Here is a 23,019-nt window from a genome sequence, read left to right as displayed (position 1 = left end):
CGCGGACTCAACCTAGCTGGTCGGCCGCCCGCCGCCCACCCCATACCAATCAAGGAATGACCTATGAAAGCAAGGTTCCCCCTGGCCGGCCTGGCCTGTGCCCTCACTCTGACCGCCTGCGCCGGTCCTCCTTCCAACGGCGATGCCGAGAAGGCCCTGGCAGCCCTGCTTACCCAGAGTGGCGCGGGTCAGATCACCGGAATCCAAGAGTTCCAGCTGTCCGGGTGCGTAGAGGCCGAGGACATGGAGGGCTACCGGTGCGACACGGCCGGAAAAGTGTCCATCGACATCGGCGGTCAGCAGGTGCCGATCCCGGTGAGCAAAAATCTGCGCTATGCAAAGGAGTCGGGGACTTGGAAGGCTTACGCGAAATGAGCGCCCTGCCCCCATCCGTTTCGTCCCATAGGCATCTCGCATCACGGAAGCTGATGAACCCGCGAGACCGGTTCTTCTGGTGGTATTCGGGCGCGCTGCTCCTCTTGGGACCTTTCGGATTCGTCGTCGGGCCACTCATGGCCCGACGCGCAAGCCGGAAGGCGGCGGCCCTCTACCCGGTTGAAGCACACGCTGCCCAGGCCCGGGACACAGGGTTCTCATGGTGGCAGTGGTGGGTCATGACCGTCCTGACCATGCTGGGCGCACTCGGAGCATTCGCCGTGCTGAGCGGGCTGCCAATGTTGCTTTTGGTGCTCTATTCGCAGTTGAGCTAGTGGAGAGCCCAATCACACGGTTACATTTGCGTCAAAGTTGCCACAGCAGGACATGCCCCCGTCACGAACAAGCCCGGCTTTCGCCGGGCTTGCTAATGAAGGTCAATTCAATATTTGATCTAAATTAGATTAAAAGGCACGCTTGCGTGCGGCCGATTCGCATCGCGGATTTTCTTGCGGGAGCTTTCGTCCAATACCTTTTCGGTGTAGACCTTGGCAGTGGGAACCTGGCTTTTAACCAGAGGCTTGGCGCTCTCGTTCTGTCGCTGGGTGGGAAGAGAGGTTTTAAAATGCATCACATGTCACCTCCGCAAGACAAGAAATCGTTAAGAAAGACCATGGAGACCGAATTTTTAGCCAAGGTGAAATCCATGTAATCCCCTTCGCCAGCCAGCTTCCAAAAATCCTTCCCTCCAGGCAACCTTATCACGTCAGATACTTTCTTGCAACCCCCGAGTCCACGAGGGTAGTTGGGGAAACGAGAGATCAGATCCAAAGTGGCATTCGGTATGAAGCAGTCGAATCCGTACTTGGGCCAAGCAACATACCCCCACCAACGCAACCCCGCAGCGTAATCCTTCCAAAGAAACCCTCCGGCCGCCCATAGACGGATACGCTTAGCCCGAGGCAGTGAAGCGGCCCCATCCACCATCACGCCAATCATATGCCCAGCGATACCCTTTCGTTCAGGAATGTCAAGAAACATGACCAGCTTGATGTAGAGACTAGCCACATCAACCAGGCCATCCAGAAATATCACCACTTCCAAGTCCTGACTGAAATAGCGGTCGTTTTTCACTTGCAGCAATACGCCTGACGGCACATTCTCCCCGTCATCAACTTCCGGCCACTCCCTCTTCTCCACAAGCGTCACAGTGGAGCCAGTGGGTGCCCCTGCAAGCTGAATGAGTGCGTTATCGTCTAGATTGAAGCCAAGAATTTTGGCCAAATCAACCCCATTTCGGTGAACACGGCTGCTGCCGACGTTGAAGTGGACCGCCTTAAAGTCGTTAGTTCTCATAGGGCTCGATGGGAGTAAGTTGTTCACTTAGTTAGTTGCAAAACCAATGCCTTGAGTCCTGGAGAGTAGTTACTTGGACCGTTCAATTTTTCAGTAACAGTGAAGAGCCGTCCGTAGGTCGCGTGATGCTCATCATCGAGCTCATGGCCGACGATTTGCGCCCTCAGCTCAGACACCACACCAGCTCCCTGTAGTTCTTGGATAAAAGTCTTGCGGAGAGAATGAAACCCGCGCCTCGCTGGCTCCCAGCCCTTGCCCACCTCGGCCAGATGCCGACTGAAGGCCTTGGTGATCCAGTTGCCTTGCCCATTGACCGCCGTGGCCTTCGCCGCCGGGAACAGCCTTGTTTGACCGGCCTTGCGCTTCTGATTCACCCATTCCAAGAAGCCCATCTTGAGGAGTTCGGGATGAAGAGGCACCGTCCGAAGACTGACCTCGGTTTTGACTTTCTGGTGCTCACCCTCGTCTGAGATGCGGATGCACGGGATGCCGTCCTCCTCAAATACGTCCTTGATAAGCAGCTGGCCAACCTCCGACGCCCTGGCCCCCGTGTAAAGCCCAATGAGCGAGGCCCAGCGTGCCGATTCGGATAGCTTGGCCAGCGCCTCCGGCGCAAACAGGGCTTGGATCTGCGCTCGGTCATAAGCCTTGAAACCCAGCTTCTTCCGAGCACGCTTTTCGCGCTGGGAGTAGCTCACGTGGCCGCTCGCCGGGTTATCGCCCCGAGGGTAATAACCCGACGCCATGGCCCACTCGAAGAAGCCACCTTTGCCACCGATGTAGCTCTGCTTGTTCGTGAGCGTGGGCGTTGATGCGCCCTTCTCCCGCATGTCCTGATACCAGCGCGCCAAGTCTGAGCGGGTGATGGCATGGACCTTGGCTTTCGGGCCGAGGAACGCCACCAACGCCTCAATGGCCGTCTTCTTGATCGTAAACGTCTTAGGCAACGTGGAAGGCTTGAGTGTCGCCAGGAATGCGTCACGGGCCTTGCCAAGGGTCATCGTTTCGATCGCGGGCGTAGCCGCTGACGCTATCGGGCCGCGAGGTGCCGGCGTCGGAGTGGACTGCGCCCTGACCGGCGAGTGATGAAACCGCGCATTCTCGGCATCCAGCGCTTCCAGCTCCATCAGTAGGCGATAGAGCTTCAAATCCTTTGGACTGTCGATCTGCCACTGCTCCGTGACCGTGCCGTCTGGGGAGCGGCTCCGGTTCAACGTGAGCTCTTGGAGGTTCTCCGCGCTCGTTAGTCGAGCAATGAGCAGGTCAGCATCCGTTTTGCTGAGCTTGGCCACGCGTTGATCCTTCAACTGTGCGAAGAGTCGAGCATAGCCGGATGCCAGGACGACCGCACGCACGTGTGCCTGGGTTAGGTCTTTTGTCCAAAGGGTGCGCTTGATCAGCCGGCAATCGAGCACGGCCTGTAGATCGACAGGGACTCGCTGGACGAAGGACCAGCGGCCGGTGGCAGACCGGCTCAAGTGATGTGGAATGCGCATGCGAGTGTTTCCTCTGCATGCTTCCTGCCTTCCAGTCGACCCGAATCAAGATTTCAATTTGAAATCAATGACTTAGGATCTAGTGGCGGAGAGAGTGGGATTCGAACCCACGGAAGGTTTGACCCTTCGCCGGTTTTCAAGACCGGTGCCTTAAACCGCTCGGCCATCTCTCCGATGCTGCTTTGCGCGACCGCCGAAGGCGTCGAGTGATCACGCTTGCGCCACGTGCGAAACGGGTGACGTCTGTCGATGGACGCTGCATTGCGCGCTGCCCTCGACCCGGGATTGCTCCCGGGCGCGCATTCTCGCATGCCCGGACGCGCTTTGCTAAGCGCCGCGTGTCGTTGAGCTGCACAGCGCTGCAAAGCTGTTCCGTTTGCCAGGTTACGCAGCATTTCCGATTACGCAGCGCTGCCAGGCGACACAGCGCTGATGGGCCGACATCCACAACCCGGACGTCGACGACCAGGCACAGCGATCAGCCGGCTTCGGCGACGGCCAGGCGCGGTGCGGTTGCGGCCGCACGCTTGAGCTTCTCGGCCAGCTCGGCGCAGTTACCGCCGCAATCCAAGCGCGAGCGTTCGATTTCCTGCGGCAGGTGTTCGGCCAAAAAGTCGATGAACACCCGCACCGCCGGCAGCAGACCGCGCCGCGAGGCGAACACCGCGTGGCAGATGCCCTGCGGCAGCGACCAGTGCGGCAGCACCACTTCCAGCTCGCCGCTGCGCACTGCCTGGGCGCACACGGTTTCCGGCAACATGGTGATGCCGAAGCCATCGCGCGCCATCGACTGCAGCAGCGGGAAGTCGAAACCGGCCAGGCGCGGCTGCAGGTCCACCCGGCGCATCTCGCCGTTGGGGCCGTGCAACTCCCAGCGCTGGTGTGCTTCGTCCTCGCTGGTGCTCATGGTGGTGTGGTTGGCCAGCTCGCTCGGGTCCTTGGGGCGCCCGGCGCGGTCCAGATACTTGGGGCTGGCCACCAGCAACTCCTGCACCTGGCCGAAGCTGCGCATCACCAGGCTGCCGTCGTCGTCCAGGCGCGAGCGCACGCGCAGCGCGATGTCGTAGCCCTCGTTGATGACATCGACGCGGCGATTGCTGATGTTGAGCTGCAACCGCACCTTGGGGTACTTGGCCAGGAATTCCGGCAATAGCTTGGGCAACTGGATCTGCGCCAGCGAGACCGGAACGCTCACGCGGACAAGGCCGCGCGGCTCGGCGCTGAGACGGTCCACCACCTCGCGCGCGGCCTGCGCTTCGGCCAGCATGGTCTGGGCATGCCGGTGCACGCTGGTGCCGACATCGGTGACTGCAAAGCGGCGCGTGGAGCGCTGCAACAGGCGCACGCCCAAATCGGTTTCGAGCTGGCTGATGCGGCGGCTCAGGCGCGACTTGGGGATTCCGAGCGCACGCTCGGCTGCAGCGAAGCCGCCGTGGTCCACCACCATCGCGAAGTAATACAGGTCATTCAGGTCGTGCATGGCGCAGGCATCCATGAATAGAACGATAAGTGACATTTAATCACTTTTATCCCAACAGAGCAACGACCTGATACACCAGAAATGTAGTTTCATGCAATCAGGACCGCGAACTGCTGCGCTCCGAGCTCCATCGGTTTCGCCACGGTAAAGGCATAGCTGGCGGCGCGGCTGGGGTGGAAAAAAAAAGCTAGAGCACATTCGCCACGATCGGCGACGCAAGAGGCCGCTGCATGGACATGCAAACGGGGCCATCGCTGGCCCCGTTTCTGTTCCAGGTTTGTCAGTGACGCGGCGGCACATCTGGCAGCCCAGCAGCCGCGCGGGCACCACTGCTTAAGTGCCTGACGAACGCGAGCAGTCGTCAGTGGGAGCTGACGGCACACGCAGCGCCGCATATCACAGCTGCACGACAACGCCGGGCATCGGCCGCGCCCGCCTGGCAGCTGCGCTGCGTGGCAATTGCGCCAACCGCTCCTACCCGATCCGCTCGATCCCACCCATGTACGGACGCAGCGCCTCGGGCACATTGATCGAGCCATCGGCGTTCTGGTAGTTCTCCATCACCGCGATCATCGCGCGGCCCACGGCGGTGCCGGAACCGTTGAGTGTGTGCAGCAGTTCCGGCTTGCCGCTGGCCGGGTTACGCCAGCGCGCCTGCATGCGCCGCGCCTGGAAATCGCCACAGTTCGAGCACGACGAAATCTCGCGGTAGGTGCCCTGCGATGGCAGCCACACTTCCAGATCGTAGGTCTTGATCGCGGAGAACCCCATGTCGCCGGTGCACAGCAGCACCTTGCGATACGGCAGGCCGAGTTTTTCCAGCACCACTTCGGCACAACGCGTCATGCGCTGATGTTCGGCATCGCTGTGTTCCGGGGCGCAGGCGGTGACCAGTTCCACTTTTTCGAACTGGTGCTGGCGGATCATGCCGCGCGTGTCGCGGCCGCCGCTGCCGGCTTCGGCGCGGAAGCACATCGAATGGGCAGTCATGCGCAGCGGCAGACGCTCGGCGTCGACGATCTCGTCGCGCACGATGTTGGTCAGCGGCACCTCGGAGGTAGGGATCAGGTAGCGGCGCGATTCACCCACTTCGGTCTGAAACAGGTCGTCCTCGAACTTGGGCAGTTGCCCGGTGCCGCGCATCGACTCGGCATTGACCAGCAGCGGCACGTTGGTTTCTTCGTAGCCATGCTCGCCGACATGCAGGTCGAGCATGAATTGCGCCAGCGCGCGGTGCAGCCGCGCGACCGGCCCACGCAGCACGGTGAAACGCGCACCCGACAGCTTGGCAGCGGTCTCGCCGTCCAGCCAGCCGTGCGGCGCGCCAAGTTCCACATGGTCCTTGACCGGGAAATCGAACTGGCGCGGCGTGCCCCAGCGCGCCTGCTCGACATTCTCGCTCTCGTCCTTGCCCTGCGGCACATCGTCGGCCGGCAGATTGGGCAGGCCCAGCGCAATGGTCTCGAGCTTGGCGCGGATCACGTCCAGCGCTTCTTCGGAGGCCTTGAGCTCCTCACCAAAACCGGCCACCTCGGCCATCAGCGCAGTGACATCCTCGCCCTTGGCCTTGGCCTGCCCGATCGCCTTGGACTTGGAATTGCGCTGGCTCTGCAGTTCCTGCGTGCGCACCTGGATGCGCTTGCGCTCGCTTTCCAGCGACTCCAGTTCCGCGGTGTCCAGGGAGAAACTGCGCGTGCTGCGCAGGCGCTCGGCAAGGTCGGCGGGATGTTGGCGAAGCAGGGCCGGATCTAGCATCGGGAGTCTGTGAGTCAGTGGGAAGCGCGAGATTATCGCCTGTTCCGCCACCTGCTGCGATCGATTCACCGCCGCTATGCCAGAATTAGCCCGATCCTTCAGGTGAGTCCTATGCCCGCGCCCCGCCCTGCGTCCGATCGCCAGATCGTCCTGCGACTGCCCCGCCACACCCTGAAAATTGCCGGTATCGCCTTCGTTGCCGGCCTGTTGTTGTTCCTGCTGGTGTGGGCCACCGGCCGCAAGGACGACTTCTACAAGGCCTCGCCGGCCCACCCGGCTGCCGGTGTGCAGGCCGACGACAGCATCCAGCCGCTGCCTGCGCCGCTGCCGGCCCAGGACGGCGCCAGCGACATGCCGCAGGCCAAACCGCCGGAAGACACGCCGACGCTGGTGGAGACCGCGCCGCCGGCTGCGCCTGCCCCCATGCCGTTGCCTGAAGACGCGGTTCCCGGTGCGCCGGGCAGCGCGGCCCCGGCAAACGCCGCTGCTGCAGGCGGAGATCGCCCGGTGCCGATGCAGGGTCAGATGCCGCCGCCGCGCTATCCCTCGGCGGCGTTGCGTCGCGGCGATGCCGGCGACGTGGTGGTGCGGGTGGACGTGGACGCGGCGGGCAACCCGGGCGGAGTGACGCTGGTGCAGCGCAGCGGCTCACGCGACCTGGACCGCGCCGCAATGGAAGCGGTGCGTCGCTGGCGCTTCCATCCGGCACAGCGCAATGGCCAGCCAATTGCCGGGAGCCTGGATATCCCGTTCGAGTTCAAGCCGGCGCAGTAAGAGGCGCGGCGGTGCGATGCGTCGGTTGTCCCGCACGCCGATGACGGCCCGCCTGCCGCAGGCGAGGAGAGCGCCATGGGTTGACCGGAGATGGCGATCGAGCCGGGCCCGGCGCCGGGTTGACCAAGCTGAATGTCTACCGCGCCTTAAATCCTCCTGAGTGCCCTGCCTTAGCTGCGCCTCAGGCAAGGCCGACCAGACTGGTCACGTCATCCCAAAGATGCGCCAGGAGGCCGGCCATGTCCTTCATCTCCAATCCCTCGCCACACCCCACGCAGGCATTGCCGCAGCGCTCCGCGCACACCGACGACCACGTCCACGACGACGCTGCCGATGGCGCCTCGCCCTGGCTGTGGGCGACCCTGCTGGCGGTGCTCGTGGTGGTGCCGACCTGGTGGTGGGCCCGACACAGCGACGAATCGTTCGCGACCGACACGCACCCGGTGCCTGCGGCCAGCCGCCAGATCCTGCCGACATCGGAAGGCCCGCGCGCCATGACCATGATTGCGCATCAACCCGTGTGCGCGCCGACCAGCACCGAAGAAGCGATTCCGCTGCCTGGCAATGCGATGCCACGCTATCCCTCAGACATCGCACAGGCCGGTATCGAAGGCAGTCGTACTGCGCGCCTGCAACTGGATGTGCAAGGCCGGGTGAGCGATGTGAGCATCGTCGATCGCAGCGGCAGCAACGACCCGCGCCTGGATGCAGCGGTGATGGACAGCTTGCGTCAGTGGCGCTTCGAGCCAGCCACCCGCGATGGCCATGCAGTGGTCAGCAGCGTGCAGGTGCCGGTGGAGTTCACCGCAGAGCGCTGAGTGGGATCACCACTCGAGTGAGCTAGCGGTATCGCCGCACTGAGTGCAAGGCGACACCCGAACCTCGACTGACAGGCGTTGCGCGCCAGCGCCGCCTCGACCGGCAATCCGTGCCGGCCAAGAACTACCGTTTTTGTTCAAACGCTGTCTGTCTACTCAGGCTGTTTCAAGCCCGAAACCGGCACCCCGCGCCAGGCTGTCGAACCCCGGGAACGAGGTGGCGACATTGGCCACGTCGTTGACCCGCACGTCGCCGGTGGACAGCTGGCCCGCAATGGCAAACGCCATCGCGATACGGTGGTCGCCGTGGCTCTCGATCACGCCGCTGCCGATGCTGCCGCCGTGAATGGTGGCGCCATCGGGAGTCTCGTCGACCTGTACGCCGAGCGCGCGCAGGCCGGTGGCCATCGCTGCAAGGCGATCGGATTCCTTGACCCGCAATTCGGCAGCGCCACTGACCACCGTCTGCCCGGTTGCCGCCGCAGCGGCCACGAACAGCGCCGGAAACTCGTCGATCATGTCCGGCACCAGCGCTTCGGGAATCTGCGCGCCCTGTAGCGGCGCATAGCGTATGCGCAGATCGGCCACCGGCTCGCCGCCATGCTCGGCATGCTGTTCTTCGGCGATATCCGCGCCCATCAGCCGCAGTGCCGCCAGCAGCCCGGTGCGCCGTGGATTCAGGCCCACCGCACGCAGCAGCACGTTCGAGCCGGGAATGATGCTGGCTGCCACGATGAAGAACGCCGCCGAGGAGAAATCCGCAGGCACCGCGATATCAGTCGCGCGCAGGCGCTGGCCGCCGCGCAGGCGGGCCTTGCCGGGCGAGAAATCGATCTCCACGCCGAATGCGGACAGCATGCGCTCGGTGTAGTCGCGGGTGGGATGCGGCTCGGTGACCGAGGTTTCGCCCTGCGCATACAGGCCTGCCAGCAACACGGCGGATTTGACCTGCGCACTGGCAACCGGCGAGACGAAGTCGATGCCGTGCAGCGTCTGCCCGCCATGCACGCGCAGCGGCGGGGTGCCGTCGTCTTCGGTGTCGATACGCGCGCCCATCAGTGCCAGCGGGCCGGTCACGCGCCGCATCGGGCGCTTGGACAACGATGCATCGCCGACCAGCGTGCTGTCGAAGCGCTGCGCTGCCAGCAGGCCGGCGAGCAGGCGCATGCCGGTGCCGGCATTGCCACAGTCCAGCGCCTCGCTGGGCGGTTGCAGACCATCCACGCCCACGCCGTGCACGATGCGCTGCGACGCCGACGGCGTGTCGATACGCACGCCGAGGTGGGCGAAAATGGCCGCGGTGGACCGGGTGTCTTCGCCTTCGAGAAAGCCATCGATCTGCGAGACGCCATCGGCCAGGGCGGCGAACATCACCGCGCGATGCGAGACGGATTTATCGCCGGGAATGGCTAGGCTGCCCTGCAAGGCGCTGCCCTGCCGGGCGATCCAGTGCTGCGTGCTGCTGCTCATGCGTGTGATCCGATTGCTGCGGCATCGCCCTGTGCGGCGATACGCGTTGAAGAGTGTCGTGGCGCTGCCGCCACCTCGGCCGGCGACGGCATGCCGGTCAGGCCTGCGCTTGCGGGACGCGCCCGCTCAGGGAATGGCGACCGGATATGAGCCCAGCACCTTGATCTGTGCCGAGTGCGCTTCCAGTTCGGCCAGCGCCTGCTTCATCGCCGCATCCTCCACGTGGCCGGCCAGGTCGATGAAGAAGCCATATTCCCACTTGGCCTGATGCGAGGGACGTGACTCGATGCGGTTCATGCTGATGCCATGCCGCGCGAACGGGCTGAGCACGTCGAACAACGCACCCGGCTTGTCGTGGATGAACACCAGCACCGAGGTGCGGTCATGCCCGGAGGTGGGAAAGATCTGCCGGCCAATCACCAGAAAACGCGTGGTGTTGTCGTCGTCGTCTTCGATCGACTTCATGATGACTTTCTTCAAGCCATACACATGCGCGGCGCTTTCGCCGCCGATCGCCGCGGCATCTTCGGCATTGCGGGCGCGGCGCGCGCCTTCGGCATTGCTGGAGACGGCGATCTTCTCGACCTTGGGCAGGTGCGAGCGCAGCCAGCCGGCGGTCTGCGCAAACGACTGCGAATGCGCGTAGATGCGCTCGATGTCTTCCAGCCGGCCATTGCGCGAGAGCAGGTACTGGTGCACGCGCAGCTCGACTTCACCGCAGATTTTCAGATTCGAGGTCAGGAACATGTCCAGCGTGACCTGGATGGTGCCCTGGCCGGAATTTTCCACCGGCACCACGCCGAAATCGGCATTGCCCGCTTCCACTTCCTGGAACACCTCCTCGATGGTGGCCATCGGCAGACCCACCGCCGACCGGCCGAAGTGCTTGAGCACCGCCTGCTGGCTGAAGGTGCCTTCCGGGCCGAGATAGCCGATCTTCAGCGGCTCCTGCTGGGCCAGGCACGCGGACATGATTTCGCGATACACGTGCACCAGCACTTCATCGCTGAGCGGGCCTTCGTTGCGGTCCACCACCATGCGCAGCACCTGCGCCTCGCGCTCGGGCCGGTAGTAATCCACCGCCGCGGCGAGCTTGCCCTTGGCCTTGCCGACCTGATGGGCAAAGTTGGCGCGCTCGGCGATCAACGCCTGGATGGTGCGGTCGATCTCGTCGATCTTGGCGCGCACATCGGCCAGCACCGGTGCCGCCGTGGCCGGCTTGATCGCGTGCTTGTCTGCAGCGTTGCCGGCAGCCTTGGCGGCGGACTTGCCTGCCGGTTTGGTCTTGCCGCCGGTGGCGGCACTGGGCTTGTTGGACTTGGGAGCCATCGCTCGGCATTCCTTAAAATTGCGGCGCATGCGCCTGCGCGGCATGCGCCGCGGTCGAATGAAGACTCAGCCGTGACGCTGCTGGAAGTCGTGCATGAAGCTCGCCAGCGCCTGCGCGCCTGCAACCGGCATCGCGTTGTACAAGGACGCACGAATGCCGCCGACCGCCTTGTGCCCCTTCAACGCCAGCAGGCCGGCCGCCTTGGATTCGCTGACGAACAACGCATCCAGCTGCTCGTCCGGCAGAAAGAACGGGATGTTCATGCGCGAGCGCACCGCCGGGGTGACCAGGTTGCGGTAGAACCCGCCGGAGCCATCGATCGCGCCATACACCAGCGCGGCCTTTTCGGCGTTGCGGCGGGCGAACTCCTCCACCCCGCCCTGCTCCAGCATCCACTTCACTGTGAGTCCGAGCAGATACCAGTTCCAGGTCGGCGGCGTGTTGAGCATCGAATCGCGTGCGGCGTGCGAGGCGTAGTTGAAGATGTCCGCGCGCGGCTGGCCGGCGCGTTCGAGCAGGTCGCGCCGCACGATCAGCACCGAAATGCCGACCGGACCCAGGTTCTTCTGCGCGCCGGCATAGATCAGCCCATAGCGCGACACATCCAGCGGCTCGGACGCGATCGAGGAACTGAAATCGGCAAACAGCGGCAGCGTGCCCACCGCCGGCGTGTCGCGGAATTCGACACCGTGGATGGTCTCGTTGGCGGTGATGTGCACGTAGGCCGAGTGCGGCGACAAGGTCCAGCTGGCCACCGGCGGAATGTCGGTGAAGCCGCCCGCCTGGCCGTCGGCGGCAATGCGTGCATCCACATAGGTGGCCGCCTGCCTGATCGCGGTCTTGCCCCAGTGGCCGGTGATCACGTAGTCGGCGGCCTGGCCGGGTGCGGCGAAATTGAGTGGCAGCAGCGCCTGGATGGTGGTGGCACCACCGGCGGTGAACAGCACCGCATAGTCATCGGGAATCGACAGCAAGCGGCGCAGATCGGCTTCGGCCGCGGCCGCCACGGCCATGAAATCGGCGCTGCGGTGGCTGATTTCCACGATCGAGGCGCCGACGCCGTTCCATTCGACCATCTCCGCCTGCGCCTGCCGCAGGACCGATTCCGGCAATGTCGCAGGGCCGGCACTGAAATTGAACGCGCGTGTCATGGCACACCTTGTCGAGCTACCCTTCTAGTATGCCGCAGCGCACCGGCCTTGGCAGCGTCGCAGAAAAGTTGCATGTGCATCCTTCTCACTGGCGGAGACGTATGGTTTGCGTAGGCCATCGGCAGCGCCATCACGGTGGTCCGTTATTCTCATCAGCAGCCACTGTCAGGAGCGAGCCATGTCCCTTCGCGATGTCTTGAAGACGCCGTCCAGCGAGATCACCGATGAGGCCGTCTACCGCGACCGACGCCGGCTGCTGCAGCTGTTTGCCCTGACCCCGGCGCTGGGCGTGGCCGGCTGCGCCGAGGCCGATCCGCCGCCTCCGCCCAAGACCGTGGTGACCCCGGCGCAGGCGCGCAGCGGCTTCCGGACCGCCGAGGAACTGACTCGGCTGGAAGACGTCACCAGCTACAACAACTTCTACGAGTTCGGCACCGACAAGACCGACCCGTCCAAAGCCGCCAAGACCCTGAAGCTGTCGCCATGGTCGGTGAAGGTCAGTGGCGAGTGCGAAAAGCCCGGTAGCCTGTCGCTGGACGAATTGCTCAAGGGCATCAGCGCGGAAGAACGCATCTACCGGCTGCGTTGCGTGGAAGGCTGGTCGATGGTGATCCCGTGGACGGGGGTGCCGCTGGGCGAGGTGCTCAAGCGCTTCGCGCCAACCTCCAAGGCCAAGTACGTGGCGTTCACCACGTTGGCCGACCCGCAGCAGATGCCGGGCGTGCGCTACCGCTCGATCAACTGGCCATACCGCGAAGGCCTGCGCATCGACGAAGCGATGCATCCGCTGACCCTGCTGGCCACCGGCCTGTACGGCAAGCCTCTGCCGCAGCAGAACGGCGCGCCGCTGCGGCTGGTGGTGCCGTGGAAGTACGGCTTCAAGAGCATCAAGTCGATCGTGGAGATCCGCTTCGTCGAGAAGATGCCCGAAACCGCCTGGCACGACCTGCAGCCCTCCGAATACGGGTTCTTTTCCAACGTCAATCCGGCGGTGGACCATCCGCGCTGGAGCCAGAAGACCGAGCGCCGCATCGCCGGCACCGCCAGCAAGCTGTTCGCCGAGCGGATCGCGACCAAGCCGTTCAACGGCTATGCGGACCAGGTCGCCTCGCTGTACGCAGGCATGGACCTGAAGAAGTGGTTCTAGGCGACTAACACCCAGATATCCACCTCCCGTAGGAGCGCACCCGGGCGCGACCGCTCTTCCTGCACAAGGCGGTCGCGCCCGGGTGCGCTCCTACGTTTCCTGCCCGCGCGGCATCGCTTCCTTCTTCGAGATCGCATGGCCAAGACGTCCGCATCCCTGATCGCCGCCAAGACCCTGGTGCATGTCGCCGCACTGACGCCGATCGCCTTGCTCGGCTGGCAGTTCTGGCAGGTATGGCAAACCGGCAGCGATGCACTGGGCGCCGATCCGGTGGCCGAGATCGAGCACCGAACCGGGCTATGGGCGCTGCGCTTCCTGTTGATCACCCTGGCGATCACGCCGCTGCGCCAGCTCACCGGCCAGGCGCTGCTGATCCGCTTCCGGCGCATGCTCGGGCTGTACGCGTTCTTCTATGCCAGCGTGCACCTGGCGGCCTACCTGAGCCTGGATCTGCGCGGCTTCTGGACCCAGATCTTCGAGGAGATCCTCAAGCGTCCCTACATCACGGTCGGCTTTGCGGCATGGCTGCTGCTGGTGCCGCTGGCGATCACCTCCACCCAGGGCTGGATGCGGCGGCTCAAGCGCAACTGGGGCCGCCTGCACCTGCTGATCTACCCGATCGGGCTGCTGGCGGTACTGCACTTCTGGTGGCTGGTGAAATCCGACATCCGCGAACCGGCGCTGTATGCCGGCATTCTGGCCGTGCTGCTGGGCTGGCGGATCTGGAAAAAACTCAGCGCGCGCCGAACCACAGCAAGGCGCTCAACGCCGCCGCCAGCAACACCGCGCTGAGCAGCAGCCATGGCCAGCGCGCGACCTTGACCGGCGCACGCGCCGGCTCGCTGGTCGCGCGTGGCAGCGGCTGCGGCTCCGACTCGGGGATGTCCCAGGTGGTGCCGTGATGGATACGCGGCACCTCGACGACAAAGCGGTGGCGCGCATCGAACACGACCTGGTCGCCGGCCTGCAGCCAACCGTCGCGCACCTGCACGCCGTTGATCCAGCTGCCTTCTTCCGAGCCCAGATCACGGATCAGCACACGGTCGCCGTGGCGCTCCAGCCGCGCGTGCTGGGCGGCAAAGGCCGGGTCGTCGATGACGATGTCCGCCGCCGGGTCACTGCCGACCAGCCGCGAGCGGTCCAGGGTGAAGCTGCGCCCGTGATGACGGCCGCCGAGCCCGCGCAACAGCAGGCAGACCTCGCTCAGGCCGGTCTCGTCGTCTTGAACATCGCTGGCCGGCGCGCTCGACGGCGCACTGCGCAGGAGCATCTCCACACCGTCGGCGTAGATCGCATCGCCGGGGCGCAGCAGCGCCATGCGCCGCACCGGGCGTCCGTTGACGTGGATGCCACGGATCCCGTTGGCCACCTGCAGCCACAGCCCGCGCTGGTCCAGGCAGAACTGCGCCAACAGCAGCGCCCCCTGCGCATCGGCAACCACCCGCACGCTGCCAGAGGCATGGCGGACGATCCGGTGGACGCCGGGCTTGAGGGAATGATCCGGCTGCTGCCGGTGGGTGAAATGAACTTGCAGATCGCGCACCCGCCGCAGCCTAGCAGGTTTGCCACGCGCCGCGGCCAACAACCTGACCGGTGTCGCCCCGCCCCATGCACCGAGCCGGGGCGTCGTTGCCGCTGCGTGCCACGCGCGCCGCACTTGGAGCCTGGCGCGCGCATGCGCACAATGCGCGCTCCTTTCGTCTTTTCCATGGAACTCATGTCCAGCATCGATATCCGCCACGACCATGCCCTGTCGCCGGCCCAGGCCCGCGCAGCGATCGACGCGGCGGCCCGCAAGCTGACCGATCGCTACGGCGTCGCCTCGCACTGGGAAGGCGATACCTTGCGTATCGCGCGTGCCGGCGTGGATGGGGCGATCGCCCTGTTGCCGCAGCAGGTGCATGTCACCGCCGAGCTCGGCTTCCTGTTGTCGGCGATGCAGCCGATGGTGGAATCGGAGATCCGTCGCCTGCTGGCCGAAAAACTCGCCTGAGCGTGCAGCGCCGATGATCGGGCCTGATCGCCTGGGTCGGCCTGACTGCGCTATCGCTTCAGCAACAAGTCAGCCGCGCTGTCCATTGCAGGGGGATGCTTCATGGGTGCTTCACCTGCTCGATGCAGTGCCCGGACTAGGGTGAAGGCAACGTCACTTGGCAACCCAACAGGAGCATTCCATGACGACCGGATACGATCAGAACGGCAAGCGCGACGATGCAGCGCACGGCTTCCAGGCGCAGGCAGAACAGATTTCGCGCCGGCTCGGTGAATCGGCACAGACGGTATGGCTGGCCGGGCTCGGTGCGCTGGGTCGGGTGCAGAGCGAGGGGGGCAAGTTGTTCGACTCGCTGGTGCGCGAAGGCGCAGCGTACGAGCGCAGCGGCCAGCGCAAGGCGGCTGAAAGCGTCGACGAGCTGCGCGAAGAGGTGGAAACCCAGTTCGAGCAGGCACGCGACACGGCAGTGCGCGGCTGGGACAAGCTGGGCAAGGCCTTCGACGAACGCGTCAAGGGGGTCTTGCGCACGCTCAACATCCCCGAGCAGGACGAACTGGAAAACCTGCGCCGCGAGGTGGAATCGCTCAAGGCCCAGGTGCGTGCCAATACCGCCGCGACCAAGCGCGCCAACCGCACCGCCAACCAGGCAGCGCAGGCCGGCAGCAGCGACACCACCGGCGCAGGCACCACCACCGGCAGCGCCACCTCAAACAATGCTGCATTCGATGGTGAATAAGACAGTTCGGCAATGTTGCAAAGCAGCATGATTTTTTAGACAATCGGGAAGGACCCGCCAGTCCTGCATTACGAAGTCCGTTTGCTCCCCTCCCCTCACGGCTTCGGACTGGCGGGTCTTCTGCTGCCTGGATCACGGCGCGTGCGATCACTGTCGCCGATCCATTGACGAACCTACCGCGAAGGATTCTTCTAAGCGCACCGCTTCGTCATATGCGCCATCCCTTCGCTTGATGCTCATGCCTCCCTGGATTGTGGCGCTCGTGGCTTCCCTGCTGCTCTGGCTGGCGGTGTGCGCCTATGTATGGCTGGTGCGCCGCCGTGCCGACGAAACCATCGAGGGCGTGCATGCATTGGCGGCCATGCACTGGCGCGACTTTTCCGGCGTGGTGCTGCGCGTGCTGCAGGAGCAACGCGGTTGGCAACCGACCCAGGTACCGCAGGACGGCCTGCCGACGGCCGAATTCATGATGCGCACCGGGCAAGGCACCCGCCTGGTGGCCTGCAAGCATGGGCGCAGCTACCGCATCGGCGTGGCAGCGGTGAACGAGCTGGGTGCGATGGCGCGGCTGGCCGGCGCAGGCGGCGGCGTGATGGTGACCGAAGGCCGGATGGAACGCGAAGGCATGGCCGCCGCCGAGAGGCAGTCCATCGAAGTGCTGGATGGCACGCGCCTGTGGCCCTTGCTCAAGCCGTATCTGCCGGGCGATGTGGAAGCCGGCGTGGTCCGCATGGCGCGCCGCCGCGCGATCCGTCACAGCCTCGGTGCCGGTGCAGCGCTGGCGACCCTGGCCCTGGTTGCGGTGCTGGCGCTGCAGCCGGCGCAGCCGCCCGTGCCAACACAGCAGGCCGCACTGGTGGCCACTTCGCGCGTTGCCGAATCGGTCGCTGCAATCCCGGGACCGCAGCGCACACCCTCGCAACAGGCGGCGCCGCCGACAGCCGCAGCGCCTGCATCGATGCCGCTGGCAGGCACTGCCGAACCGGATGCGGCAACCGTGCAGGGCTATCAACGCGAGGTGTCAAAGGCGCTGGCTCGAACGCCCGGCCTGGTGCGCGGCATCTGGATCACCCAGGCAACGCTGGCGGTGGATCGCTCGGTCGAAGACGCTGCGGCGTGGCCGCTGATCTGCCGCGAACTGCAGCGCTACCCGTATCTGCGCACCGTGCGCGTGCAGCTTAATCCGCGGCCGGGCGTGGAGGAACCGGTGCGCTGGCGGCAGTGCACGACGATCTGATGCATGCCTTGGGCCGCCCACTTGCACTTAGCCTCTGAGGCTCAGCGCATTCCCGGCGCAAACCGCGCCACCAGGTCATAGGACCCGCCCAGAAACAATTGACGCACGTAGGTGACCGGCTGGTCGCCGCGCCAGGTGTGGCGATCGATGACCAGGCAGGCCGTGCCATCGTCCACCTGCAGGCGTTCGGCCTGCGCGGCGTCCGCACTGGCGGCGCTGATGCGGTGCTCGGCGCGCGTCCACGGCACGTTGCGCAGCAACCAACTGCCCGGCGCGATGTCGGTGAACGGCTGCAGCAATGCCTCGGGCACGGTGGTGGTGTCGATCACCCGCTGTTCCAGCGCGAATGGGCTGCCGTCTGCCAGGTGCACGCTTTCCAGCGCCAGCAGCTTGCCGCTGCTGCCCAGGGCACGCTCCTGCGGCACGCGCAGGCGCGGGTTGCGCAGCCGCCGCGACACCAGCGAGAACGCGTAGACGTGGCCGCGCGCAGTCATTTCCACCTCGATGTCGGGAATTGACAAGGCGACCTGCTCCAGATGCGGATGCGGGCGCGCCACGAAGGAGCCGGTGCGGCGGCGGCGTTCGATCATGCCGGCATCGGCAAGCAGGCCGAGCACCTTGTTCACGGTCATCCGCGAACAAGCGTATTGCGCCATCAACTCGTGTTCGGGCGGCACACGGTGACCGGGCGGCCAGTCGCCACTGTGGATGCGTTGTTCCAGATCCTGCCGGATGCGTTGATGCAGGGTGCCGGGCGCGGCGATGGGGGTGGCGGTCAAAGCGGGTCTCCGGTCAGACCTGCATTGTGCGCGTATCGGCTCATTTGCTCAGCAGCGCTCGCAAAACGCCGGCAAAACGCGTGGCAATCCGCGCGCGATCCACATGGCGCCCGTCACGCACCACCGGCCGCCCGGCGCGCCAGACAGTGCGCACCGCACCGCCGCGCGCGGCGAACAGCCAACTGTCCAGCAGCGCATCGTCATTGCGCGCCAGCAGCGCCGGATGGGCCGGGTCCAGCTCCAGCAGATCGGCCGATGCGCCAACCCGGATGCCAGTGTGAGCAATGCCCAAGGCCTGCGCCGCGCCCTCGCCCGCCTGGTCGAACAGCCAGCGCCCGCTCGAGGTACCCGCCTGCGCCAGCACATTGCGCGCCTGCAGCTGCAGACGCTGGCCGTATTCGAGCAGGCGCAGTTCTTCGGCCGCGTCGATCAGGACATTCGAATCCGAACCCACGCCAAAGCGCCCGCCCGCGGCGGCAAATGCCTGCATCGGGAACAGCCCGTCACCCAGATTCGCCTCGGTGATCGGGCACAGCCCGACCACCGCGCCGCTGTCGGCGATGGCCTGCAGCTCGCTCGCGTCCACGTGCGTGGCATGCACCAGGCACCAGCGCGCATCCACCGGTGCGTTGGCCAGCAACCACTGCACCGGGCGCTGGCCCGACCAGGCCAGGCAGGCCTCGACCTCGCGCTGCTGCTCAGCGATATGGATATGGATCGGGCCCTCGGTGAGCGGCATCAACGCCGCCAGCTGCTCCGGCGTGACCGCGCGCAGGCTGTGCGGCGCCAGTCCAAGCACGGCATCCGGCAATGCCGTGAGGCTGCGCCTGCAGTCGTCCAGCAACCGCGCGAAACCATCGATGTCATGGATCAAACGGCGCTGGGCTGCGCTGGGCGCAAGGCCGCCGAAATCCGAATGCGCATAGAACACCGGCAACAGCGTCAGCCCGATGCCGGTGTTGGCGGCGGCAGCGGCGATGCGCCCGGACATTTCGCCGGCCTGCGCATACGCCGCGCCACTGGGGCTGTGGTGCAGGTAGTGGAATTCGCCGACGCGGGTGAAGCCGCTTTCGAGCATTTCCACATAGGCCTGTTCGGCGATCGCCTGCAGGCTGTCGGGATCGAGCCGGTCGACGAAGCGGTACATCAGCTCGCGCCAGCTCCAGAAACTGTCGCCGCTGCGCCCGCCCACCTCGGTCAGGCCGGCCATGCCGCGCTGGAACGCGTGGCTGTGCAGGTTGCCCAGCCCGGGCAGCAGCAGCGCGACCCGGGTATCGCCGGCGACAGGTGCGCGATCGGCCTGCACCGTGGCGATGCGCCCCTGCGCCAGCGTGATCCGCACATCGCCAGCCCAGCCATCGGGCAGGAGCGCCCGCGCTGCCCACAACGCCTGCACCTGTTGGTCTGCCACTGGACACCCTCGATTGCCGGCTCTATTGTATATACATATCAGACAGCATGAGCCTGCGCCATGTATTGCGACGTCCTCTGGCACAACGCACGGCTGATGACCCTGGACGCGGCCGATGGCGGCCTGGGCATCGTGGACGATGGCATTCTGGCCTGCCAGGACGGCCGCATCGCCTATGCTGGCCCGGCCGCGCAGGCTCCGGCGTTGAAGCCGGACGTTGCGCACGATTGCCAGCGCCGCTGGATCAGCCCCGGCTTGATCGATTGCCATACCCATCTGGTGTACGCAGGCAATCGCGCCAACGAATTCGAGCAACGCCTGCGCGGTGCCAGTTATGCCGAGATTGCCGCAGCCGGCGGCGGCATCGTGGCCACGGTGCGCGCCACCCGTGCCGCCGATGACGCAGCGCTGCTGGCCGCCAGCCTGCCGCGCCTGGACGCGATGCTCGCCGAGGGCGTGACCACGCTGGAAATCAAATCCGGCTACGGGCTGACGCTGGAGGACGAAACCAAGCAGCTGCGCGTGGCACGTCAGCTCGCCACGCTGCGCAAGGTCGAAGTGGTGCCGACCTTCCTCGGCGCGCACGCGGTGCCGCCGGGCGGCGATGCGCAAGGCTACATCGACGCCGTCTGCACGCAGATGATTCCGGCGATTGCCGCGCAAGGCCTGGCCGAGGCGGTGGACGTGTTCTGCGAACACCTGGCGTTTTCGCCCGCGCAAGCCGAACAGGTCTTCCTCGCCGCGCAGGCGCACGGCTTGCACATCAAGATCCATGCCGAGCAACTGAGCAACCAGCACGGCGCGCAACTGGCCGCACGCCATGGCGCCTTGTCGGCCGATCACGTCGAATACCTGGATGACGCCGGCGTTGCCGCGATGGCCGGCGCCGGCACGGTCGCGGTGCTGTTGCCCGGCGCGTTCTATTTCACCCGCGATACCCAACTGCCACCGATCGCTGCGCTGCGCGCCGCCGGCGTGCCGCTGGCCCTGGCCACCGACTGCAACCCCGGCACCTCGCCGCTGACCAGCCCGCTGCTGGCGATGAACATGGCCGCCACGCTGTTCCGCATGACCGTGGACGAGTGCATTGCCGGCTTCACCCGGCACGCCGCACGCGCGCTGGGGCGCGGCGAGCGGCTCGGTCGGCTGCGTGCCGGCATGCACTGCGACCTGGCGATCTGGGACATCGATGCGCCGGCCGACCTGGTCTACCGCATGGGCTTCAATCCTCTTCATGCCCGCATCTGGCGCGGGCATTCCTGCTGAATCCGGAGTCCTCATGAGTGCATCTGTTGTCCTGCAGCCCGGCCAGGTCACGCTGGCGCAGTGGCGTGCGCTGTATCGCGGCGCCGAGGTCGTGCTGGACGACGCCTGCGCGGCCGCGGTGCTGCGCAGCGCGCAGACGGTGGAGGCCATCGTGGCGCGCGGCGAGCCGGTCTATGGCGTCAATACCGGCTTCGGCAAGCTGGCCAGCGTGCGCATCGAGCGCGAGGACCTGCAGACCCTGCAGCGCAATATCGTGCTCTCGCACGCGGCCGGCGTCGGCGAGCCCACGCCGGTGCCGGTGGTCCGGCTGATGATGGCGCTCAAGCTCACCAGCCTGGCCCAGGGCGCCTCGGGCGTGCAGCCGGGCACGCTGGCGTTGCTGGAGGCGATGCTGCGCCGGGACATCACGCCGGTGGTGCCCTGCCAGGGTTCGGTGGGCGCATCCGGCGATCTGGCGCCGTTGTCGCATCTGGCCGCGGTGATGATCGGCGTCGGTGAGGCCTTCGTCGGCGGGCAACGCCTGCCTGCCGCCAACGCGCTTGCGCAGGCGCAGTTGCAGCCGCGCGTGCTGGGCGCCAAGGAAGGCCTGGCGCTGCTCAACGGCACCCAGTTCTCCACCGCCTGCGCATTGGCCGGCCTGTTCGAGATCGAGACCGTGCTGCAGGCCGCGCTGGTCACTGGCGCCTTGTCGGTGGAAGCGGCCAAGGGCTCGGACACGCCATTCGATGCGCGTATCCATGCCCTGCGCGGCCAGCCCGGGCAGATCGCCACCGCCGCGGCACTGCGCGCGCTGATGGCCGATTCGAGCATTCGCGAATCGCACCGGCTGGGCGATGTGCGCGTGCAGGATCCGTACTGCCTGCGCTGCCAGCCGCAGGTGATGGGCGCGGCGCTGGACATCATGCGCCAGGCCGCACGCACGCTGGAGATCGAGGCCAACGGGGTCTCGGATAACCCGCTGGTGTTCAGCGACACCGGCGAGGCCTTGTCCGGCGGCAACTTCCATGCCGAGCCGGTGGCCTTCGCAGCCGACATGCTGGCGATGGCGGTGTGCGAAATCGGCTCGATCAGCGAACGCCGCACCGCGATGCTGGTCGACCCGGCGTTGTCGGGCCTGCCGGCGTTTCTCACCCCGCGCCCGGGCCTGAATTCCGGTTTCATGATTCCGCAGGTCACCGCTGCGGCGCTGGTGTCGGAGAACAAGCAACGCGCGTATCCGGCCAGCGTCGATTCGATTCCGACCTCGGCCAATCAGGAAGATCATGTATCGATGGCCGCGCATGGCGCGCGGCGCTTGCTGGCGATGGCCGAGAACGCCGCACACGTGATCGGCATCGAACTGCTGGCGGCCGTGCAAGGCTGCGACTTCCATGCGCCGCTGCGCTCCAGCGCCGCACTGGAAGCCGCACGCGCGTTGCTGCGCGCGCAGGTGCCCACCTTGCAGGACGACCGCTATTTCCATCCCGACATGCTGGCGGCCAGCGCGTTGGTGCGTTCGGGTGCACTTGCGCAGGCGGTTGCCACGGCATTGCCAGGCGTGGAGCAGCAGGCATGATGCGAGACGCCGCATGAGCGCCCTGCCCTGGCTCGACATCCACCGCGGCGATGCGCCGTTGATCCTCAGCTTCCCGCATACCGGCACCGAGTTGCCCGACGCGCTGGTGGACCAGTTCGTCTCGCCCTGGCTGGCACGTCGCGATGCCGACTGGTGGGTGCATCAGCTGTACGACTTTGCGCAATCGCTGGGCGCCACCACCGTGCGCACCGCGATCTGTCGCTCGGTGATCGACGTCAACCGCGCCCCCAGCGGGGCGTCGTTGTATCCGGGCCAGAACACCACCGGCCTGTGTCCGCTGACCACCTTCGACAACCAGCCGCTGTATGCCGATGGCGCCGAACCCGACCAAGCGCAGATTGCCTGGCGCCGCACGCGCTGGTTCGACCCCTATCACGCGGCGATTGCCGACGAAATCGCGCGCCTGCGTCGGCTGCATCCCCGAATCGTGGTGTACGACGCGCACTCGATCCGCTCCTTCATCCCGCATCTGTTCGATGGCGAGCTGCCGCAGTTCAACATCGGCAGCAACGACGACCGCAGCTGCGCTCCGGCGCTGGCCGATGCGGTGGAGCGGCTGTGCCGCAGCAGTGGCTCGAGCACCGTGCGCAACGGGCGCTTCAAGGGCGGCTGGATCACCCGCCACTATGCGCAGCCCGAGCAGGGCGTGCATACGCTGCAGATGGAGCTGGCATGCCGCGGCTACATGCGCGAGCCGGATGCGATCACCCCGCAGAACTGGCCGACGCCCTGGCTCCCCGCGCATGCAGTCGCGCTGCGCGCGGTGCTGCGGCACGTGCTGCTGGCCTGCCTGCAATTTGCCGCCGACAGCGCTCAGTCCTCCGACACCACGCCGCCTGCGGCGCACCGTTGATTGCAAGGAAACCGGC

General features: G+C 65.8%; 22 protein-coding genes and 1 tRNA gene. 12 read left to right on the top strand and 11 right to left on the bottom strand.

Annotated features, from left to right (window positions below):
- Window positions 1-63 precede the first annotated feature (63 nt).
- Window positions 64-375 (top strand): hypothetical protein, encoded by a 312-nt coding sequence (locus tag EO170_RS15515; RefSeq protein WP_126946270.1) that lies wholly within the window; start codon window positions 64-66, stop codon window positions 373-375.
- On the top strand, window positions 372-710 hold the full coding sequence (locus EO170_RS15510; RefSeq protein WP_126946267.1) for a hypothetical protein: 339 nt from the start codon (window positions 372-374) through the stop codon (window positions 708-710). Before EO170_RS15515 ends, EO170_RS15510 begins: the two co-directional genes overlap by 4 nt.
- Window positions 711-1,005: 295 nt before the next feature.
- On the opposite strand, the gene EO170_RS15505 is transcribed toward EO170_RS15510, so the two are convergent.
- The 5 genes from EO170_RS15505 to serS all read right to left on the bottom strand — a co-directional run bounded on the left by EO170_RS15505 (window position 1,006) and on the right by serS (window position 6,462).
- Complete coding sequence (locus EO170_RS15505; protein WP_126946264.1) at window positions 1,006-1,731, bottom strand: hypothetical protein; 726 nt, start codon at window positions 1,729-1,731, stop codon at window positions 1,006-1,008.
- Between the two features lie 23 nt (window positions 1,732-1,754).
- Window positions 1,755-3,227 carry a site-specific integrase gene (locus EO170_RS15500; protein ID WP_126946261.1) on the bottom strand — a complete coding sequence of 491 codons (1,473 nt, stop codon included), beginning with the start codon at window positions 3,225-3,227 and terminating at the stop codon, window positions 1,755-1,757.
- 83 nt (window positions 3,228-3,310) lie between these two features.
- Window positions 3,311-3,400 (bottom strand) — tRNA-Ser (locus EO170_RS15495).
- Between the two features lie 305 nt (window positions 3,401-3,705).
- Window positions 3,706-4,722, bottom strand: a complete 1,017-nt coding sequence (locus EO170_RS15490) for a LysR family transcriptional regulator (RefSeq protein WP_016903391.1) — start codon at window positions 4,720-4,722, stop codon at window positions 3,706-3,708.
- Window positions 4,723-5,181: 459 nt separating this feature from the next.
- On the bottom strand, window positions 5,182-6,462 hold the full coding sequence (serS, locus tag EO170_RS15485) for a serine--tRNA ligase (protein WP_126946258.1): 1,281 nt from the start codon (window positions 6,460-6,462) through the stop codon (window positions 5,182-5,184).
- A 111-nt stretch (window positions 6,463-6,573) separates the two neighbouring features.
- On the opposite strand from serS, the gene EO170_RS15480 reads away from it, so the two are divergent.
- Together EO170_RS15480 and EO170_RS15475 are read left to right on the top strand one after the other, a co-directional pair.
- Window positions 6,574-7,236: an energy transducer TonB gene (locus EO170_RS15480; protein ID WP_164741065.1), complete on the top strand. Its 663-nt coding sequence runs from the start codon at window positions 6,574-6,576 to the stop codon at window positions 7,234-7,236.
- A gap of 350 nt (window positions 7,237-7,586) precedes the next feature.
- Entirely contained in the window at window positions 7,587-8,054 is a 468-nt protein-coding gene (locus EO170_RS15475; RefSeq protein WP_126946328.1) for an energy transducer TonB, read from the top strand.
- 156 nt (window positions 8,055-8,210) lie between these two features.
- On the opposite strand, the gene aroA is transcribed toward EO170_RS15475, so the two are convergent.
- The 3 genes from aroA to serC form a co-directional block, all read right to left on the bottom strand.
- On the bottom strand, window positions 8,211-9,524 hold the full coding sequence (gene aroA / locus EO170_RS15470) for a 3-phosphoshikimate 1-carboxyvinyltransferase (RefSeq protein ID WP_126946253.1): 1,314 nt from the start codon (window positions 9,522-9,524) through the stop codon (window positions 8,211-8,213).
- 126 nt (window positions 9,525-9,650) lie between these two features.
- Window positions 9,651-10,853, bottom strand: coding sequence for a prephenate dehydratase (gene pheA, locus EO170_RS15465; protein WP_126946250.1), 1,203 nt, complete (start codon window positions 10,851-10,853; stop codon window positions 9,651-9,653).
- A 66-nt stretch (window positions 10,854-10,919) separates the two neighbouring features.
- Complete coding sequence (serC, locus tag EO170_RS15460) at window positions 10,920-12,005, bottom strand: 3-phosphoserine/phosphohydroxythreonine transaminase (RefSeq protein WP_126946247.1); 1,086 nt, start codon at window positions 12,003-12,005, stop codon at window positions 10,920-10,922.
- A gap of 178 nt (window positions 12,006-12,183) precedes the next feature.
- Between serC and msrP the strand changes: the two genes are divergently transcribed.
- Window positions 12,184-13,152 (top strand): protein-methionine-sulfoxide reductase catalytic subunit MsrP, encoded by a 969-nt coding sequence (msrP, locus tag EO170_RS15455; protein ID WP_024940184.1) that lies wholly within the window; start codon window positions 12,184-12,186, stop codon window positions 13,150-13,152.
- Between the two features lie 135 nt (window positions 13,153-13,287).
- Window positions 13,288-13,944 (top strand): protein-methionine-sulfoxide reductase heme-binding subunit MsrQ, encoded by a 657-nt coding sequence (gene msrQ / locus EO170_RS15450; protein WP_104582827.1) that lies wholly within the window; start codon window positions 13,288-13,290, stop codon window positions 13,942-13,944.
- Here the strand turns inward: msrQ and EO170_RS15445 are convergent.
- Window positions 13,886-14,695 carry an FHA domain-containing protein gene (locus EO170_RS15445; protein WP_104648461.1) on the bottom strand — a complete coding sequence of 270 codons (810 nt, stop codon included), beginning with the start codon at window positions 14,693-14,695 and terminating at the stop codon, window positions 13,886-13,888. The genes msrQ and EO170_RS15445 overlap by 59 nt on opposite strands.
- Window positions 14,696-14,869: 174 nt before the next feature.
- On the opposite strand from EO170_RS15445, the gene EO170_RS15440 reads away from it, so the two are divergent.
- The 3 genes from EO170_RS15440 (at window position 14,870) to EO170_RS15430 (ending at window position 17,118) form a co-directional block, all read left to right on the top strand.
- Window positions 14,870-15,145 (top strand): polyhydroxyalkanoic acid system family protein, encoded by a 276-nt coding sequence (locus EO170_RS15440; protein WP_102596972.1) that lies wholly within the window; start codon window positions 14,870-14,872, stop codon window positions 15,143-15,145.
- 181 nt (window positions 15,146-15,326) lie between these two features.
- A complete protein-coding gene (locus EO170_RS15435) occupies window positions 15,327-15,881 on the top strand; it encodes a phasin family protein (protein WP_126946244.1) in 555 nt (184 codons plus the stop codon).
- Window positions 15,882-16,113: 232 nt separating this feature from the next.
- A complete protein-coding gene (locus tag EO170_RS15430; RefSeq protein WP_126946241.1) occupies window positions 16,114-17,118 on the top strand; it encodes a restriction endonuclease in 1,005 nt (334 codons plus the stop codon).
- Window positions 17,119-17,159: 41 nt separating this feature from the next.
- Here the strand turns inward: EO170_RS15430 and hutC are convergent, their stop codons facing one another.
- The gene (hutC, locus tag EO170_RS15425; RefSeq protein WP_164740304.1) at window positions 17,160-17,897 is read right to left on the bottom strand and encodes a histidine utilization repressor; all 738 of its coding nucleotides are present in this window, start codon (window positions 17,895-17,897) and stop codon (window positions 17,160-17,162) included.
- A 40-nt stretch (window positions 17,898-17,937) separates the two neighbouring features.
- Complete coding sequence (locus tag EO170_RS15420; RefSeq protein ID WP_164741064.1) at window positions 17,938-19,308, bottom strand: formimidoylglutamate deiminase; 1,371 nt, start codon at window positions 19,306-19,308, stop codon at window positions 17,938-17,940.
- 60 nt (window positions 19,309-19,368) lie between these two features.
- On the opposite strand from EO170_RS15420, the gene hutI reads away from it, so the two are divergent.
- The 3 genes from hutI to hutG are packed head-to-tail and all read left to right on the top strand — an operon-like array spanning window position 19,369 to window position 23,003.
- Window positions 19,369-20,574, top strand: a complete 1,206-nt coding sequence (gene hutI / locus EO170_RS15415) for an imidazolonepropionase (RefSeq protein ID WP_126946238.1) — start codon at window positions 19,369-19,371, stop codon at window positions 20,572-20,574.
- Between the two features lie 13 nt (window positions 20,575-20,587).
- On the top strand, window positions 20,588-22,129 hold the full coding sequence (hutH, locus tag EO170_RS15410) for a histidine ammonia-lyase (protein WP_119129126.1): 1,542 nt from the start codon (window positions 20,588-20,590) through the stop codon (window positions 22,127-22,129).
- Between the two features lie 13 nt (window positions 22,130-22,142).
- Entirely contained in the window at window positions 22,143-23,003 is an 861-nt protein-coding gene (hutG, locus tag EO170_RS15405) for an N-formylglutamate deformylase (RefSeq protein ID WP_126946235.1), read from the top strand.
- Window positions 23,004-23,019 lie beyond the last annotated feature (16 nt).

It is taken from the genome of Xanthomonas sp. BRIP62409, assembly GCF_003992965.1.
GTDB lineage: Bacteria > Pseudomonadota > Gammaproteobacteria > Xanthomonadales > Xanthomonadaceae > Xanthomonas > Xanthomonas euroxanthea.
Note: the sequence above shows the minus strand (reverse complement) of the source record. Positions and strands in the feature narration are given on the sequence as shown.